General features: G+C 71.6%; 19 protein-coding genes. 12 read left to right on the forward strand and 7 right to left on the reverse strand.

All coding sequences use genetic code 11. The features are described 5' to 3' along the window. Positions 1 to 2 precede the first annotated feature (2 nt). From allB to ACIA5C_RS24270, 3 genes are read left to right on the forward strand one after another with little or no spacing between them, the layout of a single operon-like run. Positions 3 to 1,307: an allantoinase AllB gene (gene allB / locus ACIA5C_RS24260; RefSeq protein WP_396058273.1), complete on the forward strand. Its 1,305-nt coding sequence runs from the start codon at positions 3 to 5 to the stop codon at positions 1,305 to 1,307. Then, positions 1,307 to 2,263 (forward strand): allantoicase, encoded by a 957-nt coding sequence (gene alc, locus ACIA5C_RS24265; RefSeq protein WP_396058275.1) that lies wholly within the window; start codon positions 1,307 to 1,309, stop codon positions 2,261 to 2,263. The genes allB and alc overlap by 1 nt, the downstream gene beginning before the upstream one ends. Positions 2,264 to 2,312: 49 nt before the next feature. Further along, entirely contained in the window at positions 2,313 to 2,882 is a 570-nt protein-coding gene (locus ACIA5C_RS24270; protein ID WP_396058276.1) for a dihydrofolate reductase family protein, read from the forward strand. Between the two features lie 4 nt (positions 2,883 to 2,886). Here the strand turns inward: ACIA5C_RS24270 and ACIA5C_RS24275 are convergent, their stop codons facing one another. After that, a complete protein-coding gene (locus ACIA5C_RS24275) occupies positions 2,887 to 3,342 on the reverse strand; it encodes a hypothetical protein (protein ID WP_396058278.1) in 456 nt (151 codons plus the stop codon). Positions 3,343 to 3,529: 187 nt separating this feature from the next. Between ACIA5C_RS24275 and ACIA5C_RS24280 the strand changes: the two genes are divergently transcribed. Genes ACIA5C_RS24280 through ACIA5C_RS24300 form a run of 5 tightly spaced genes read left to right on the forward strand, consistent with a single transcriptional unit; the run spans position 3,530 to position 7,719 of the window. Continuing rightward, positions 3,530 to 3,907: a cupin domain-containing protein gene (locus tag ACIA5C_RS24280; RefSeq protein WP_396058280.1), complete on the forward strand. Its 378-nt coding sequence runs from the start codon at positions 3,530 to 3,532 to the stop codon at positions 3,905 to 3,907. Between the two features lie 21 nt (positions 3,908 to 3,928). Beyond that, positions 3,929 to 5,071, forward strand: coding sequence for a phosphotransferase (locus ACIA5C_RS24285; RefSeq protein WP_396058776.1), 1,143 nt, complete (start codon positions 3,929 to 3,931; stop codon positions 5,069 to 5,071). A gap of 4 nt (positions 5,072 to 5,075) precedes the next feature. After that, a complete protein-coding gene (locus tag ACIA5C_RS24290; RefSeq protein ID WP_396058282.1) occupies positions 5,076 to 6,179 on the forward strand; it encodes a protein-L-isoaspartate O-methyltransferase in 1,104 nt (367 codons plus the stop codon). A 32-nt stretch (positions 6,180 to 6,211) separates the two neighbouring features. Continuing rightward, positions 6,212 to 6,751, forward strand: coding sequence for a PadR family transcriptional regulator (locus ACIA5C_RS24295; RefSeq protein WP_396058284.1), 540 nt, complete (start codon positions 6,212 to 6,214; stop codon positions 6,749 to 6,751). Then, positions 6,748 to 7,719 carry a hypothetical protein gene (locus ACIA5C_RS24300; protein ID WP_396058286.1) on the forward strand — a complete coding sequence of 324 codons (972 nt, stop codon included), beginning with the start codon at positions 6,748 to 6,750 and terminating at the stop codon, positions 7,717 to 7,719. The genes ACIA5C_RS24295 and ACIA5C_RS24300 overlap by 4 nt, the downstream gene beginning before the upstream one ends. Here ACIA5C_RS24300 and ACIA5C_RS24305 read toward each other — a convergent pair. Continuing rightward, a complete protein-coding gene (locus tag ACIA5C_RS24305) occupies positions 7,668 to 9,239 on the reverse strand; it encodes a phospholipase D family protein (protein WP_396058778.1) in 1,572 nt (523 codons plus the stop codon). The genes ACIA5C_RS24300 and ACIA5C_RS24305 overlap by 52 nt on opposite strands. A 104-nt stretch (positions 9,240 to 9,343) precedes the next feature. Between ACIA5C_RS24305 and ACIA5C_RS24310 the strand changes: the two genes are divergently transcribed. After that, positions 9,344 to 9,487 (forward strand): hypothetical protein, encoded by a 144-nt coding sequence (locus tag ACIA5C_RS24310; RefSeq protein WP_396058288.1) that lies wholly within the window; start codon positions 9,344 to 9,346, stop codon positions 9,485 to 9,487. Here ACIA5C_RS24310 and ACIA5C_RS24315 read toward each other — a convergent pair. From ACIA5C_RS24315 to ACIA5C_RS24330, 4 genes are read right to left on the reverse strand one after another with little or no spacing between them, the layout of a single operon-like run. Further along, positions 9,477 to 10,145 carry a class I SAM-dependent methyltransferase gene (locus ACIA5C_RS24315; protein WP_396058290.1) on the reverse strand — a complete coding sequence of 223 codons (669 nt, stop codon included), beginning with the start codon at positions 10,143 to 10,145 and terminating at the stop codon, positions 9,477 to 9,479. The two genes, ACIA5C_RS24310 and ACIA5C_RS24315, sit on opposite strands and share 11 nt — an antisense overlap. Beyond that, positions 10,133 to 11,329, reverse strand: a complete 1,197-nt coding sequence (locus ACIA5C_RS24320) for an aminopeptidase (RefSeq protein WP_396058292.1) — start codon at positions 11,327 to 11,329, stop codon at positions 10,133 to 10,135. The genes ACIA5C_RS24315 and ACIA5C_RS24320 overlap by 13 nt, the downstream gene beginning before the upstream one ends. Before the next feature lie 13 nt (positions 11,330 to 11,342). Further along, entirely contained in the window at positions 11,343 to 12,293 is a 951-nt protein-coding gene (locus ACIA5C_RS24325) for a pirin family protein (protein ID WP_396058294.1), read from the reverse strand. Position 12,294: 1 nt separating this feature from the next. Then, a complete protein-coding gene (locus ACIA5C_RS24330) occupies positions 12,295 to 12,735 on the reverse strand; it encodes a MarR family winged helix-turn-helix transcriptional regulator (RefSeq protein WP_396058296.1) in 441 nt (146 codons plus the stop codon). Positions 12,736 to 12,833: 98 nt separating this feature from the next. On the opposite strand from ACIA5C_RS24330, the gene ACIA5C_RS24335 reads away from it, so the two are divergent. The 3 genes from ACIA5C_RS24335 to ACIA5C_RS24345 are packed head-to-tail and all read left to right on the forward strand — an operon-like array spanning position 12,834 to position 14,626. Further along, on the forward strand, positions 12,834 to 13,304 hold the full coding sequence (locus ACIA5C_RS24335) for a GNAT family N-acetyltransferase (RefSeq protein ID WP_396058298.1): 471 nt from the start codon (positions 12,834 to 12,836) through the stop codon (positions 13,302 to 13,304). Beyond that, a complete protein-coding gene (locus ACIA5C_RS24340; RefSeq protein ID WP_396058300.1) occupies positions 13,297 to 13,824 on the forward strand; it encodes a GNAT family N-acetyltransferase in 528 nt (175 codons plus the stop codon). The genes ACIA5C_RS24335 and ACIA5C_RS24340 overlap by 8 nt, the downstream gene beginning before the upstream one ends. Before the next feature lie 25 nt (positions 13,825 to 13,849). Further along, positions 13,850 to 14,626 (forward strand): hypothetical protein, encoded by a 777-nt coding sequence (locus ACIA5C_RS24345; protein WP_396058302.1) that lies wholly within the window; start codon positions 13,850 to 13,852, stop codon positions 14,624 to 14,626. 48 nt (positions 14,627 to 14,674) lie between these two features. Here the strand turns inward: ACIA5C_RS24345 and ACIA5C_RS24350 are convergent, their stop codons facing one another. Next, a complete protein-coding gene (locus ACIA5C_RS24350) occupies positions 14,675 to 14,923 on the reverse strand; it encodes a hypothetical protein (protein WP_396058304.1) in 249 nt (82 codons plus the stop codon). Positions 14,924 to 14,951 lie beyond the last annotated feature (28 nt).

Raw genomic sequence — 14,951 nt, forward strand, 5'->3', positions numbered from 1 at the left:
GCATGGACGACCTCGTCGTGCGCTCGCGAAGGGCGATCACGGCGGCCGGGGAATCCCCGGCCGCCGTCGTCGTCGCCGGGGAAAAGATCGTCGCGGTCGCACCCTATGACGCCGAGGTCGACGCCGGGGAAGACGTCGACCTGGGGAACCTCGCGCTGCTGCCCGGCCTGGTCGACACCCACGTGCACGTCAACGAGCCGGGGCGCACCGAGTGGGAGGGTTTCGCGTCGGCGACCCGGGCGGCCGCGGCCGGTGGCGTAACGGCGATCATCGATATGCCGCTCAACTCCCGGCCGCCGACCGTGGATCTTGCCGCGCTCCGGACCAAGCAGCGGGCGGCCTGCGGGCAGATCCATGTCGACGTGGGCTTCTGGGGTGGCGCTGTCCCCGGTAACTGCGACGAACTGCCCGACCTGGAAGAAGCCGGCGTCTTCGGCTTCAAAGCGTTCCTCGCCGACTCCGGAGTGCCCGAGTTCCCGCCGGTCACCGCGCAACAGCTGGCCGAGGCGATGCGAGCCGTCGACGCCCAGTTCGTGGTGCACGCCGAGGACCCCGATCACCTGCACGCCCACGCCCCGTCGACGGCCTACGCCGACTTCCTCGCCTCGCGTCCGCCCGACGCCGAGACGTCGGCGATCGCCACGGCGATCGAAGCGGCCCGCGAGACAGGTGCCCGGGTCCACATCCTGCATCTCTCGGCCGCCGATTCGCTTGCGCTGATTGCCGCGGCACGGCTCACGGGCGTACGCGTGACCGCCGAGACCTGCCCGCATTACCTGACCCTGGACTCGGCCGTCATCCCTTCCGGAGCGACCGAATTCAAGTGCTGCCCGCCGATCCGCGACGCCGCCAACGCCGACCGGTTGTGGGCGGCCCTCGCCGAGGGCCTGATCACGTGCGTGGTGAGCGACCATTCGCCGTGCACCGCGGAACTGAAGAAGCCCGACTTCGCGGCCGCCTGGGGAGGCATCGCGTCGGTCCAGCTGGGTCTGCCGGTGATGTGGACGGCGGCCCGGGAGCGCGGGCACACGCTGGCCGAGGTGGCCGACTGGATGGCGCGGCGGCCGGCCGACCTGGTCGGGCTCTACGACAAGGGCCGGATCACGGTCGGCGCGGACGCCGATCTGGTGGCGTTCGATCCGGAGGCGACGTTCGTGGTCGACCCGGAGAAGCTCCACCACAAGAACCCCGTGACGCCGTACGCGGGCCGGACGCTGACCGGCGTGGTCCGGACGACCTGGCTGCGCGGCCGGCCGGTGACCGGTGCCGTGCCGCGCGGCCGTTTCCTGCTGCGGAAGGACGCCTGATGACCGACTTCACGGTGCTGCCCGACCTGGCATCCCGGCTGTTCGGTGGCGGGGCCGTGCACGCCGACGACGAATTCTTCGCGGCGGCCGATCATCTGGTGCTGCCGTCGGCGCCGACCTTCACGCCGCGCACCTTCGACCACAAGGGCCAGGTGTACGACGGGTGGGAGACGCGGCGGCGCCGGTCGCCCGGATCCGACTCGGTGGTCATCCGGCTCGGTGCGCCCGGGGTGATCCGTGGGGTGGTCGTCGACACCGCCTTCTTCACCGGCAACTTCCCGCCGTTCGCCTCGCTGGACGCGGCCGCCGGGGACCTCTGGACACCCCTGGTGCCGAAGAGCCCCCTCGACGGGGACACCCGGAACCTGTTCGAGGTGTCCGACGAGCGCCGCTTCACCCACGTACGCCTCACGATCCACCCCGACGGTGGGGTGGCCCGCCTGCGGGTGCACGGCGAGGTCGTTCCCGACCCGGCGCTGCTGCCGGGCGAGTTCGACGTGGCCGCGCTCGAGCACGGCGGCCGGGTCGAGGACTGCAGCAACATGTTCTACGGCCACCCCGAGAGCATGCTGATGCCCGGCCTGGCTCAGCACATGGGCGACGGCTGGGAGACCTCCCGCCGCCGCGACGACGGGAACGACTGGGTGATCGTGCGGCTGGCCGCCCCGACCGTGCTCACCTTCGCCGACCTCGACACCAGCCACTTCAAGGGCAACGCCCCCGGCGCGGCCCGGCTGCTCGGCTCGGCCGACCGGCGCGACTGGTTCGAGCTGCTCCCGCGTACGCCCCTGCACCCCGACACCCGGCACCGCTTCCCGCTGGCGGCCGACCGGCCGGCCCGCCACGTACGCCTCGACATCTACCCGGACGGCGGCATGGCCCGGCTGCGCCTGCTCGGCCGCCCCGACCGCGAAGTTCTCGCCGAAAACTTCCGCCGCCATGTCGAGCCGCGCTGACCCGCTCCGACCAACGGGCATGACGACGAAGCAGCGAGTTATCGCAGACATGTCGATGTCCCTGGACGGGTTCATCGCCGACGAGAACGACGGTGTCGAGGAGTTGTTCGGCTGGTACGGCAACGGCGACGTCGAGATGCCGACCGCGGTCCCGCAGTTCACCTTCCGGGTCACCGAGGCCAGCGCCCGGCACCTGGAACCGTTCCTCTCGGGCGGGGTCGGCGCGCTGATCTGCGGCCGGCGCATCTTCGACCTCACCGGCGGCTGGGGCGGCACGCACCCGGCCGGCTGCCCGGTCTTCGTGGTCAGCCACTCGGTGCCCGACGGCTGGCCGCGCGCCGACTCGCGCACCACGTTCCACACCGACCCGATGGCCGCGCTCGAGGCCGCGCGGGCCGAGGCCGGCGACCGGGACATCGCGGTCGCCACCCCGACGATCACCCAGCAGTTCCTCGACGCGGGCGTGCTCGACGCGATCTCGGTGTCGCTCGTCCCGGTCCTGTTGGGCCGGGGCATCCGCTTCTTCGACCACCTCGCCAGGACGCCGATCCGGCTCGGCGACCCGACGGTCACCGAGGGGAAGTCGGTCACTCATCTGATGTACGAGGTGATCCGTTAGCCGGTCAGGCGCAGCGCTCGCAGTCCGGATCGCCACAGCTGCGGGCCAGACGCAGGCGTTCGCGCTCGGCTCGATAGACGTGTACGCGGCGGTGCTGGACCAGCCCGGCCAGGGTCCACGCCGCCCAGACCGTCGGCACGAACATCGCCAGCAGGATCAGCACGGCCTCGTCGGCCAGGTCGCCGTCGCCGCCGATCGCGGACATGATGGCGAAGATCGCGAACCCCAGGTCGGCGACCACGGCCAGCACCGCCAGCGTCGCCTGCACCGGCCCGATCGGCGGCTGCCGTTGAAGTTTGCCGATGCGGGAGGTCATCGAGGCCAGCCTGACCTCGAACTCCGGACTCCACCCCGTCTCCGCCTGATGTGCCGCGACGCGGTCGGCGTGCTCGCGCTCCGCCGCCGTCGCCGTGGGCGGCTCCGGATATTCCGGACCACCGAGCTTCGATTCCCCGATCATCGGCCCGCCCCGCCCTCGTGATGCAGAGGTGTTTTCCCAGCTCATGCTGGCATCAGTGGCGCCGGAAAGCATCGGCGTCCCGGGCCGACGACCTGTCCGCCCGGACCACAGGAACCGCCGGAACGGCCGTCGCGCCGGTCAGAAACGTGCAAGACAGGTCGGCGGGGCCAGGCGCACGATGGCGGTCATGGAGCGACCGGTGAACCTGCACGAGGCGCTGGCCTCGTTCGACGACGTCTACGACCCGCGCATCGTGGCGCGGATGAACGACTACGACGTGCGGATCGCGCACACCGCGGGGGAGCACGTCTGGCACACCCACGCCGACACCGACGAGTTCTTCCTGGTGCTCGACGGCCGGTTCGACATCGAACTGCGCGACCGCACGGTCTCCCTCGGCCCGGGCGACGTCTTCGTGGTGCCGAAGGGTGTCGAGCACAAGCCGTCGTCGCCGGGCGGATCGATCCTGATGTTCGAGCCGAGCGGCACCGCCACCACCGGCGACCGGCACGAGGGCGAGATCCCGGCGCACGTGAAAACCACGCGCGGTACGCCGCTGGCTTAGGCTACGGTCCCGCCCGTGCGCATGGTGACTCTCGTTCTGGTCGACGCGTCCGGTGAGGTGCTGGGGCAGTTGCCGCCCTTCGAGGTGGCGACACCCTGGTGGCAGGAGGTCGGCGAGATCGCCGCGCGGGCCGGCGTGCAGGTGCTGCGCCTGCTCCACGGCGACCGCCCGCACCCACCCGGCGGCCATGTCACCTACCTGGCGCAGACATCCGGCCGGATCCCCGACGGGGTGGTGGCGCCGGCACCGGCCGACCTGGCGCCTCATCCGCACCGCGCGGCCTATGCCGAAGTGGGCGGCCCGGCCGCCACCCTCTCGTGGGCCGCCGGCCACGTCGACTATGCGACCGCTCATCAGCAGCGCACGTGGAACCTGTCGGCGATCTGGCGGCTCGACGACCGCAACGACGAGCCGGTCGGCTGGATCAAGCAGGTGCCGGCGTTCTTCGAGCACGAGCCCGACGCGATCCGGGCGGTCGACGCGGTGGTTCCGGGGCTCGTCCCGCCGCTGCTCGCGGCCGGGGCGGACGGGCGCATGCTGCTGGCGCACCGGCCGGGGGAGGACGGCTACGGCGCCGGGGCCGACGTCTGCGCGCGGATCGGCGCGGCGTTCCACCCGGTGCAGGAGCATTTCGCCGGGCGGCCGATCGCGGGCATCCCCGACCGGCGGGGCATCGACGTGGGGTTCGCGCGGGCGTTCGAGGAGCAGATCCCGGGGCTGGGCAAGCTGCTCGACGACCTGCCCCGGCGACTGGCCGAGGTCGCCGCGTGCGGCTTGCCCGACACGCTGGTCCATGGCGATCTGCACCCGGGCAACGTGCGCATCGGGCCGGGCGGGCGGCTGACCATCATGGACTGGGGTGACTGCTACCGCGGCCACCCGGCGCTCGACATTCTGCGTCTCATCGGGCACCTCGTCGATGAGGAGGGCGATGAGGAGGGCGATACGGAGGCGGTGCTCGGCCCATGGGCGTACCGCTGGGAACTCAGCGTGCCCGGCAGCGAGCCGAGGCGAGCGGCCGAGCTGATGCGGCCGATCGCCGCGCTCTGGGCGGCCGAGACCTATGCCCGGTTCCTGGCCGCGATCGAACCGGCCGAGCACCCCTATCACGCTGCCGACGTGCCGGAGCGACTGGCGGCGGCCGTGAAGGCAGCGCAAATATAGCGTGATGAATGAGTTCCTCGAGCAGATCCGCCGCGGCGCGGTGACGCTGACGCCCGAGCTGGCGGCGGCGTTCGCCGCGGTGCCGCGCGAGGTGTTCGTGCCGGACGGTTTCCGGCGCAACGACGGCGGCTGGGCGCGGCCGGGCGACGACGACTTCCTGGCCCTGGTCTATCAGGACGATGCGCTGGTCACCAAGGTCCGCGGCAAGATGCCGGTCAGCTCGTCGAGCCAGCCGTCGCTGATGGCCCTGATGATCGAGGCCCTCGATGTGCGGCCCGGCATGCGGGTGCTCGAGATCGGGGCCGGCACCGGATACAACGCGGCCGTGCTCGCCTCGATCGGCGCGACCGTGACCAGTGTCGACGTACAGGAGGACGTCGCCGAGCGGGCCCGCGCGGCGCTCGCCCGGGCCGGCGTCGAGGGTGTGACGGTCGAGCGGGGCGACGGCTACGCGGGGCACCCCGGCGGCCGGTTCGACCGGGTGATCGTGACGGTCGGGGTGGCCGGCCTCTCGCCGCGCTGGCTCGACCAGCTCGAACCGGACGGCGTGGTCATCGCCCCGGTCGACCACGCCGGCATGCATCCGGTGCTGGCCGCCCGCCGCCCGGAAACCCTCGCCGACCCGGCCGGGCCGCTGTCCGCGACGCTGGTCTGCGACGCCGGTTTCATGACCGCGGCCGGGCCGCTCGCGGCGGGGCATCCCGGCTCGTTCCCGTCCCCGGCGGGCGCCCGCGAGCTGGCCGAACTCACCGAGGTTGCCCCGGCCCGGTTCGATCCGCCGCTGGACGCGATTCCCTACCGCGACCTCTGGTATGCCTGCGGCGTCTGGGACCGGCGCACCAGTCACGCGGCGGTGCCGGGCATCCAGCAGAGTTGCCTGGCCCTGATCGACGCCGACCGCACCGGCGCCGCGGTGATCATGCCCGACGGCTCGGTGCGCACCGCCGGCCCGACGCTGCTCGGTGCCGAGGCCGCGGCCGTCCTCGACCGCTGGATCGCGGCCGGCCGGCCCGGCATGAGCGCCTGGCGGGTCGGTTTCACCCTGACCGGCGACCCCGCCGCCCCGATCTGGGTGCCGAGCTCGTGGGAACCGCCTTTCCGTGGGTAGCCAGTAGACGTATACGACTATATGATGCGGGCGTGCCACTCGACGCCACCCGCAACAGCCTCGTGCTCCCGATCCTCGGTCTGCTCGTCGAGCAACCCGCCCACGCCTACGAGGTCACCGCCCGCCTCGAAGCCCGCTACGCGCACCTCAAAATCCGGCGCAGCAGCGTGGTCACCCTCCTCAAATCGCTGACCGACGGCGGTCTGCTCCGTGCCGGTACACCGGAGAGCGTCGCCAACCGACCCGCACGAACCGCCTACCAGCCCACCCCGGCCGGGATCGCGCTGTTCCGCGCGCGCGTCCGCGAGGCACTGGACAACACCGCGCCCGCCTCGGCCGATTTCCTGACCGCCGTGGCATATCTCGGGATCCTGCCCGCGGCCGAGGCGATCGCCGTGCTCCGCGCACGGGCCGAGCGGCTGCACCGCGAAACACCGGTGATCCCACCCGGCCTGCCCGAGATCCAGATGATCGAGGTCCACTACTGGCTGCGCGTGCTCGCCACCGAGATCACCTGGCTGACCGAGACCGCCGACCGTCTCGCCGGCGGCGACCTGGAGGTACTCGTATGAGATTGGGCATCTACGTCGGCAGCCGTGCCGGTGCCACCTGCGCCGGCCCCGCCGACCCCCGACGGATCGGCCCGCTGGTCGACGACCTGTCCGGCGGCCGCCCCTTCGTGATCCGCGAATACGTCCACTGGTGTGGTGGCAATACCGAGCTGGAACAGGAGATCGACGCCGCCGGCGACCTCGACCACCTGACCATGCCCGACGACTGGTACGTCACCGGCGGACGCGAACTCGACCTCGTGCTGAGCTACCTGCCGCCGGTCGCCGACCTCGACGGCTGGCTCGCCTTCATCGACCGGGCCCTCGACCGGTACGGCCACCTGGTCAAATATCTGCAGGTCACCCTCGAGGCAAACTTTCCCATCCCGCGCATCGACGGCAGCTCGCCCGGAGTGATCGCCGCCCTCACCCATGGTCTGCCCTACGCGCGCACCCGGGTGCGCGACGGCGTACAGGTCGGCTTCTCGCTCGCCGAACCCGCGGAGTGGCTCGGCGGCGACGATCCATTCTGGAAGGAACTCGGCGCGTCCCCGATACACACGGACTACGTGGGGCTCGGCCTCTACCCCGACGGCTTCTCACCCCACGACGACGTCCACGGCGCCACCCTGCACGCGGTGGATCACCTCCGCCGGCGCCTCACCGAAGCACACTTCTCGCCGGACGTCCCGATCCATATCGCCGAGGCAGGCAGCCCGAGCGGCGCCCACCGCACCCCCGACGGCCAGGTCTGTTCACTGACCGCGCTGATCGACGCGTCCGAGGCCGCGGGCGCGGCGCAGTTCGAGCTCTTCGCCCTCTCCGACGCCGACTCCGACGCCGACTCGCCGCTCGGCACCTTCGGGCTCTGCACCGGCGACTACGCCCGCAAGCCGGCCTTCGACACCTACCGGTCCCGCGTCCGGCCGGCGGAGACTCACCAACGGCCGCGGATGCGGTCGCGCCAGGAACGGCCGTCCGGGTCGTAGACCACGCGGTAGGCCGGCACCGCCCACAGGCGCCGGCGCCACGGCATGTGCTCGGTGCGGTGCGGCATCAGGTGACCGGGCGGACGTTCACCCGTTCGGCCACCGTCGTGCCAGGCCCGGAGTCGTCCGGCGGCGGCGGTCATCGCGCGTACGGCGTCAAGCGGATCGATGAGGTCCGCGTCCGCACCGACGTGTTCGGCCATCAGCGTCAGCCGCAGCTCGCGGGCGAACTGCCGCGCCCCGTCGCCCAGCCCGGCCGGGTCCTGAGGCGCGCGCTCGTCGCGGGTCTCGTCGAGGATCGCGTTGGACAGTTCGCTGTCGTGGGTCCACGAGCGGCGGTTGAAGTTGTCGCTGCCCACGCTGCACCACACGTCGTCGATCACGCACACCTTGGCGTGCACGTAGATCGGGGTGCCCTCGGTGTTCTCCAGGTCGAAGATGTGCACCCGGTCCGGGGCGGCCGAGGTGCACACCGACACCGCGATCTCCCGGCCGACCTCGTTGGGCGGCAGGGCGAACTTCCCGTCCACGTCCGGGTGCCGGGGGACCACCGCGATCAGGTGCAGCTCGGGGTTGGCGCGCAGGGCCCGGGCGAACAGGTCGGCGACCTCGGCCGACCACAGGTACTGGTCTTCCAGATAGATCAGCCGGCGGGCCCGCTTGATCGCCTTGGTGTAACCGCGGGCGATCGACTGCTCGCCCTCCTTGGCGAAGCTGTAAGGCGGCCGCATGGAGGGGTAGGTGCGCAGCGTCTGCACGTTCAGGGTGCCGGCCGGCGGCGGGTCCGGCGGCTGCCGGGGCAGCTCGGAAGCGTGCAGGTCGGCGTGCTTGAGCTTGTCCATCGCGGTCGAGATCGGGCCGTGCTGGTCGAGCGGCGTGCGGTCGTTCCAGCGTTCGCGGAAGGTCAGATCGAGCGCGCCGACGACCGGGCCGCGCAGGGCCAGCTGGACGTCGTGCCAGGGCGGCGTCTTGCCGTACGCCGAAGCCATCGCGAGCGCCTGCCGGTCGCCCAGATGGTTTTCGTCGTCGCGCCGGCTGTGGCAGAGGTCGATCCCGCCCGCGAACGCGACGTCCTTCTCGGGAGAACCCGGGTGGCGGAGCACGACCAGCTTCTGGTGGTGGGAACCGCCGCGGCGTACCCGCTGATCGAGGAGGATCTCACCGCCGGCCGCCCGGATCTCGTCGCCGAGGCTGCGGTTTTCTTCCTCGCTGTAGGCGAGCTTGTCCCAGTGGGAGCGCCAGAGCAGCCCCTTCACGATTACGCCCCGGCGCGCCGCGTCGGCGAAGAGCCGGGCCACGGTCGGGCCATCGTCGCTGGTCAGCTCGTCGGGGTCGCCGCGCCAGTCGGTGAAGAAGAGGTGATCACCGTCACTCAGCGTTTCTACCGCCTGGGCCAATCGGGCGAAATACCCTTTTCCGTGAATAAGGGCTTCAACCGTGTTCGCGGTCGACCAGGTGGGTATGGAGGAGTCCGGGTTGCCGCGCTCCTCCGCGCTGAGAAACCAGTCCGGCAGTGGCACGCGCAACGCTCCCGAGGTCGACGACGCCCTCACGTTAAGCCCCTTGACGTCCGGACGCACGCTGACCCAGCGACCGGCCGCCGAACCCCCGGAGGGATCCCGCTATGAGCAGCGAGCCGCTCACCCCGACCGCCGCCGCAACCACAACCGACATCCCGGCCGCCACCGCATCCGCGGAGAAGGGCCTGCTCATCGCGGTCCTGCTGATGGTGCTGCTGGGTGCGACCGCCATGCTGTTCATGAACTGACCGCCCGGACCGACAGCGTCACCGGGACCGGCCCGCCGCCCTCGGCGAACCCCGTGAGCACCAGGCCGGCTTCGACGAACATCGCGAGCAGCGCGGCCAGCGGAAAATGCGCCGCGCCGACCCGGTGACGCACCCCCGCGGTCGTCCACGACGACCGCGTCCAGCGACCGTCCACATAGCCCGGACGGATGACCACCGCCGCCGGATCACTCCGGTCGGCGAAACCCCCGCAGAACGCCGGATGCACGCCGACGTGAACGAACACGCCGCCCGGGCGCAGGGCCCGGGCGATCTCCTTCACCACCGCCGGGTAGTCCGGCATGTCGGTGTGCACCATCACCGCGACGGCCGCCTCCAGCGAGCCGTCGCGGACCGGCAGAGCGGTCGCGTCACCCTGGGCGGTCGGCAAGCGCTTGCGGGCGTACGCCAGCATCCTCGCCGAAACGTCGACTCCCAGCGGCGTCCAGCCGAGTTCGCGCACCTGGGCGGCGTACGCCCCGGTGCCGCAACCGACCTCGAGGCAGGCGCCGGACCCGGGGCCCAGCAATGCCGAGAGAGATCGGCGGATGCCGAGCCGATCGTCGACGTCGGTGGCCGGGAGGAACTCGTGCTCGTACCAGTCCGCGATCTCGTCGTAGGGGGCCCCTAGAGCACCCACTCGTCGTCCTTGATGATGTCGACCGTGCCACCGGTGCCGCGGCCGGTGACGGTCAGGCCCTCGCCGCCGATGACCACGTCGGTGTGCACGCTCGACTCGTTGAGACCGAGCGCGAACCGCTCGGCCGGGCTCATCGCCATGCCGCCCTCGACCGCGAACGGGAAGCTCTGCCCCCAGGCCACGTGGCAGCCCGCGTTCTCGTCGAAGAGCGTGTTGTGGAAGACGATGCCGGCCTTGGCGATGCGGCTCTGCTTGTCGACCAGTGACACCTCGCCCAGCCGCCGCGAGCCCGGGTCGGTCTCGAGCTGGGCCCGCACCACGTCGACGCCCTCGGTCGCCTTCACGTCGACGATCGTGCCGCCGGAGAACGTCACGACCAGGCCGGTGACCAGCTGACCGGCGATCACGACCGGCTTGGTGAGACGGATCACACCGTCCGCCTGGGAGCGGTCGGGGCTGGTGAAGACCTCTTCGGTCGGGATGTTGGGAAGGTAGGGCAGGCCGGCCTCGTCGACCAGGCCGCCGCCGGTCCAGCGGGTGCCCGGGAGCAGGCCGACGGTCAGGTCGGTGCCCTCGCCGACGTAACGGATCTCGGTGAGCTCGAGCGCGTCGAGCACGCGGCCGCGGGCGCCGAGGGTGGCCGAGCGCTGCTGCCACTCGGCGACCGGGTCGGCGCTGTCGAGCCGCATGGCGGTGCCGACCGCCTGCCACAGCCGGTCGAGGTCGGGCTCGCCGAAGACCTGTTTGGCCCAGCCGGCGTTGGGCGCCGCGGCGATGCTCCAGCGCATGCCGCCGAACATCGCCCGGCGCATGGCCTGCGCCTCCTCGACCGGCTGGGCCGCGACCCGGGCCGGGTCGAGCCCGTCGAAGAGGTGCGGGTCGGGATCGCCGGCCAGCAGGATCGACGCGAAGCCCTGCTCGCGCCACTCCTCGATGCGGGCCAGCGCCCAGCCGCGGCTGGTGCTCAGCGTCTCGAGACTTGCATGCGACACGGCGGACCGCCGCAGCGGGCCGTCGCTGAAGACCGGCTCGACCCAGGAGGCGCCGGCCGCGTACGCGGCCTCGGCCACCGCCCGGGCGATCTCCAGATGGGCCGTGTCGGAGCGAAGAACGAGGCCCTGGCCGGACTGCACGTTGGCGCCGGCCCGGACGACGAGGTCAGCGAACTGTTCGATCATCCCCATGGCGACAGCGTAGTCAGTCGGTGTGCGGGACCTTCCCGGCCGGGATCACGCCGAGCCGCCCCTTCTGGAAGTCCTCGAACGCCTGCTGCAGTTCTTCCTTGGTGTTCATGACGAACGGGCCGTAGTGGGCCACCGGCTCGCGGATCGGCCGGCCACCCATCACGAACAGGTCGGTCGCGCTGGTCGCGGTGAACCGGACGGCGTCGCCCTTGCCGTGCGCGGCGAGCTGACCGGCCTCGATCGGGCGGCCCTCGGTGCCGACCGTGCCCCGGCCGGAGAGCACGTAGACCAGCGCGTTGTAGTCGGGCTGCCACGGCAGGTCGAGCTGGGCACCCGGCTGCAGGGTGATGTGGGCCAGGTTGATCGGCGTGTGGGTCGAGCCGGGGCCGGCGTGCCCGTCGATCTCGCCCGCGATGACCCGGATCAGCGCGCCGCCGTCGCCGGTGGTGAGCAGCGCCGCCTCGCGGCCGCGGATGTCCTGGTACTTCGGGGCGATCATCTTCGCGACCCGCGGCAGGTTGACCCACAGCTGCAGGCCGTGGAACAGCCCGCCGCTCATGACCAGCTGCTCCGGCGGGGCCTCGATGTGCAGGATGCCCTGGCCGGCGGTCATCCACTGGGTGTCGCCGTTGGTGATCGTGCCGCCGCCACCGTTGGAGTCCTGGTGGTCCATGATCCCGTCGATCATGTAGGTCACGGTCTCGAAGCCGCGGTGCGGGTGCCACGGCGTGCCCTTGGGTTCGCCCGGCGCGTAGTCGACCTCGCCCATCTGGTCGAGGTGGATGAACGGGTCCAGCTCGTTGAGCGGCACTCCGGCAAAGGCGCGGCGTACCGGAAAGCCCTCGCCCTCATAACCTTGCGGGGCCGTCGTGAGACGGCGGACCGGGCGGAACGTGGTGGCGGCCGGGTCGAGCCGCGGCAACCGCGGCAGGACGAGAACGTCGTCGACGGTGATTGCGGGCATGTCAGGCCTCCCGGACCTTCTTGAAGACGCGTTTGATCACATCGAGTTCGTCGGCGTCCACGTGATCGATGAACGCCTTGCGGACCGTGTCGAGGTGCAGCGGCGCGGCGGCGCGCAGTGCGGCCAGTCCCTCGTCGGTCAGCACGGCCTCCTGGCCGCGGCCGTCCTCGGTGCAGCTCTGCTTGCGGACCAGGCCGCGCTTGACCATCGAGTTGATCTGATAGGTGACCCGGCTGGGCGAGAAGACCAGACGGCTGGCCAGTTCGCCCATCCGCAGCCGGCGCTCCGGTGCCTCGGAGAGCACGACCATGACGTGGTAGTCGTTCATGCTCAGGCCGGTCGCCGCGCGCAACTCGTCCTCCAGGCGCGTGTGCAGTGCCCAGGAGCTCTCGATGAACGTACGCCAGGCGGTCTGCTCGGTGTCCGTCAACGGTTCGGCCATGGAGAAACCCTAACTCTTTAAAATCTGAAATACCAGGTGGGATCGCTCACCCGATATTGGCGCGACCGGGCTACCCCGCCTTGGCTAGCCTGCCAGGCATGAGCGCCCGCCCGGCCACCCCCGACGACGCCGACGAGTTGGTCCGCCTCCGCGCGGAAATGCTCCGCACCTTCGGCGACCCCCGCACCTTCAACGACGACTGGCGACTGCCCGCCCGGGACACCCTGCGAGAGCGTCTCACCGGCTCCTCCATGGCCGCGTTCGTCGTCGACCAGCCCGGCGGGGGCGGTCTCGCGTCTTGCGCGGTCGGCATCGTCGAGCAGCGGCTCGGCAGCCCGGGCAACCCGTCCGGGCTGTTCGGCTACGTCTTCAACGTCTCCACCGACCCGGCTCACCGGCGTCGTGGCTACAGCCGCGCGTGCATGGAAGCCCTCCTGGAATGGTTCCGGTCCCGCGGCGTCGGAGCGGCCGACCTGCGCGCGTCGGCCGACGGCGAGCCTCTCTACACCGACCTCGGCTTCGTGCGCACGGCCGACCCGGCGATGCGGATGCGGATCACCCATGGATGAGCTTCTCACCGACCGCCTGCTGCTGCGGGCCTTCCGGCCCGGCGACTGGCCGGAGGTGCACGCCTACGCCTCCGACCGCGAGGTCGTGCGATTCATGGACTGGGGACCGAACTCGATCGAGGCCACGCGCCACCACGTCAACCGGTCGGTGGCCATGGCCCGGGTTTCCCCCCGGCTGGTTTTCCCGTACGCGGTGGAGCGTCTCGCCGATCGTCGCGTCATCGGCGCGACCGAGCTCAGCATGACCAGCCTCGACCATCGCCGGGCCGAAATGGGCTACGTGTTCGCGCGCGAGGCCTGGGGCCAGGGTTACGCGACCGAGGCGGCCGGTGCCCTACTCGGCTACGCCATGGACAAGCTGGACCTGCACCGCGTCGGGGCCACCTGCGACCCCGACAACACCGGATCGGCCCGCGTCCTGCAGAAGATCGGCATGGTCCCGGAGGGACGCCTGCACGCCTACTACCTGATCCGCGGCGAGTGGCGCGACCGCCTGATGTTCGCCGCCGTCCGCGACTGAGAGCCGCACGCCTTAGTCTGAACCGATGTTGCTGACCGTCGTCGCCGACTACGGCGTGGGTGATCTCGCGTTCGCCGAGGTGCGCCAGCGTCTCGCCCGGTTGCTGCCGGAGGCCGCCGTCACCGCGATCCCGGTGCCACCGTTCGACACCGTGAGCGCCGGTTTCTGCCTCGCGCAGCTCGCTTTCGGCGACGGACCCGACGACCGGGTGCTCTACGCGAACGTGGCGCCGCGGCAGGACGAGGATCAGCCGCGAGCCGACAACGCCGGGGAAAGGCTGGTGGCGGCCCGCCTCCCGACGGGCGTACTGGTGGTCGGTGTGGCCGCCGGAGCGAGCATGTCGTTCCTGGCCGACGAGGGAGTGCGGTTGCGCGCGGTCGACGTCCCCGCCGCCGGATCCCAGTTCCGGTCCCGGGACGTGTTTCCCGATGCGCTGGCCGCGCTGGTCCGCGGAGAGACCAACCTGCTCGGCGAGCCCGTCACCGTCGGCCCCGCGCCGGTCCGATCGGTCGCGTACACCGACGGCTACGGCAACCTCAAGACAAGCTGGTTCTCCGCGCCCGCCCCGGCGGGAACCACCGTCCGGGTGCGCATCGGCGACGCGGTGAACGAGGTGATGGTCAGCGACGGTGTCTTCGCGGTGCCGACCGGCGCCATCGCGTTCGCGCCGGGCAGTTCGGGCTGGCCGCACGGAGGCGACGGAGACCGGCGGACCAGCTACGAGATCTTCGCGCGTGGCCGTGACGCCGCCGAGTTGTTCGGCCGGCCCGCCTCCGGCACCCCGGTCGAGACCCTGAGTTGAGGCGGTCGCACGCCGCTCAGCTGTCGTCGTGGGTCTTGGCCCAGAGCGTCAGGAGCCGAACCATGGTGCACCGCGGCACCGATCCCGGCGAGCAGGGCGACCACCACGGCCGCGGCCGGCCAGAACAGCGTGGCCGGCCGACGAGTGCACCTGCATGCCGGCGGTGGCCTTGACGAGTTCGGGCAGCGTCACCAGCAGGTACGCGAGTCCGATCAGCATGACGATCGGCAGCCACCCGGGCGCGAAGCCGAGCAGGCGGCCGAAGCTACGCCGCGGAGATGAGGCACTGGTCGGCACGGCAGATCCCCCTCGCGGGGCCCGAGCG

It is taken from the genome of Actinoplanes sp. NPDC051343 (assembly GCF_044455125.1).
Taxonomy (GTDB): Bacteria; Actinomycetota; Actinomycetes; order Mycobacteriales; family Micromonosporaceae; genus Actinoplanes.

What these genes read in the sequence shown, in the direction of transcription:
- ACIA5C_RS24325 (WP_396058294.1), bottom strand. Translation starts at nt 12,293, where the DNA reads ATGCCCGCAATCACCGTCGACGACGTTCTCGTCCTGCCGCGGTTGCCG.
- ACIA5C_RS24320 (WP_396058292.1), bottom strand. Translation starts at nt 11,329, where the DNA reads ATGGGGATGATCGAACAGTTCGCTGACCTCGTCGTCCGGGCCGGCGCC.
- allB (WP_396058273.1), top strand. Translation starts at nt 3, where the DNA reads ATGGACGACCTCGTCGTGCGCTCGCGAAGGGCGATCACGGCGGCCGGG.
- ACIA5C_RS24275 (WP_396058278.1), bottom strand. Translation starts at nt 3,342, where the DNA reads ATGATCGGGGAATCGAAGCTCGGTGGTCCGGAATATCCGGAGCCGCCC.
- ACIA5C_RS24340 (WP_396058300.1), top strand. Translation starts at nt 13,297, where the DNA reads ATGGATGAGCTTCTCACCGACCGCCTGCTGCTGCGGGCCTTCCGGCCC.
- ACIA5C_RS24285 (WP_396058776.1), top strand. Translation starts at nt 3,929, where the DNA reads ATGGTGACTCTCGTTCTGGTCGACGCGTCCGGTGAGGTGCTGGGGCAG.
- ACIA5C_RS24345 (WP_396058302.1), top strand. Translation starts at nt 13,850, where the DNA reads ATGTTGCTGACCGTCGTCGCCGACTACGGCGTGGGTGATCTCGCGTTC.
- ACIA5C_RS24300 (WP_396058286.1), top strand. Translation starts at nt 6,748, where the DNA reads ATGAGATTGGGCATCTACGTCGGCAGCCGTGCCGGTGCCACCTGCGCC.
- ACIA5C_RS24335 (WP_396058298.1), top strand. Translation starts at nt 12,834, where the DNA reads ATGAGCGCCCGCCCGGCCACCCCCGACGACGCCGACGAGTTGGTCCGC.
- ACIA5C_RS24330 (WP_396058296.1), bottom strand. Translation starts at nt 12,735, where the DNA reads ATGGCCGAACCGTTGACGGACACCGAGCAGACCGCCTGGCGTACGTTC.
- alc (WP_396058275.1), top strand. Translation starts at nt 1,307, where the DNA reads ATGACCGACTTCACGGTGCTGCCCGACCTGGCATCCCGGCTGTTCGGT.
- ACIA5C_RS24280 (WP_396058280.1), top strand. Translation starts at nt 3,530, where the DNA reads ATGGAGCGACCGGTGAACCTGCACGAGGCGCTGGCCTCGTTCGACGAC.
- ACIA5C_RS24270 (WP_396058276.1), top strand. Translation starts at nt 2,313, where the DNA reads ATGTCGATGTCCCTGGACGGGTTCATCGCCGACGAGAACGACGGTGTC.
- ACIA5C_RS24310 (WP_396058288.1), top strand. Translation starts at nt 9,344, where the DNA reads ATGAGCAGCGAGCCGCTCACCCCGACCGCCGCCGCAACCACAACCGAC.
- ACIA5C_RS24290 (WP_396058282.1), top strand. Translation starts at nt 5,076, where the DNA reads ATGAATGAGTTCCTCGAGCAGATCCGCCGCGGCGCGGTGACGCTGACG.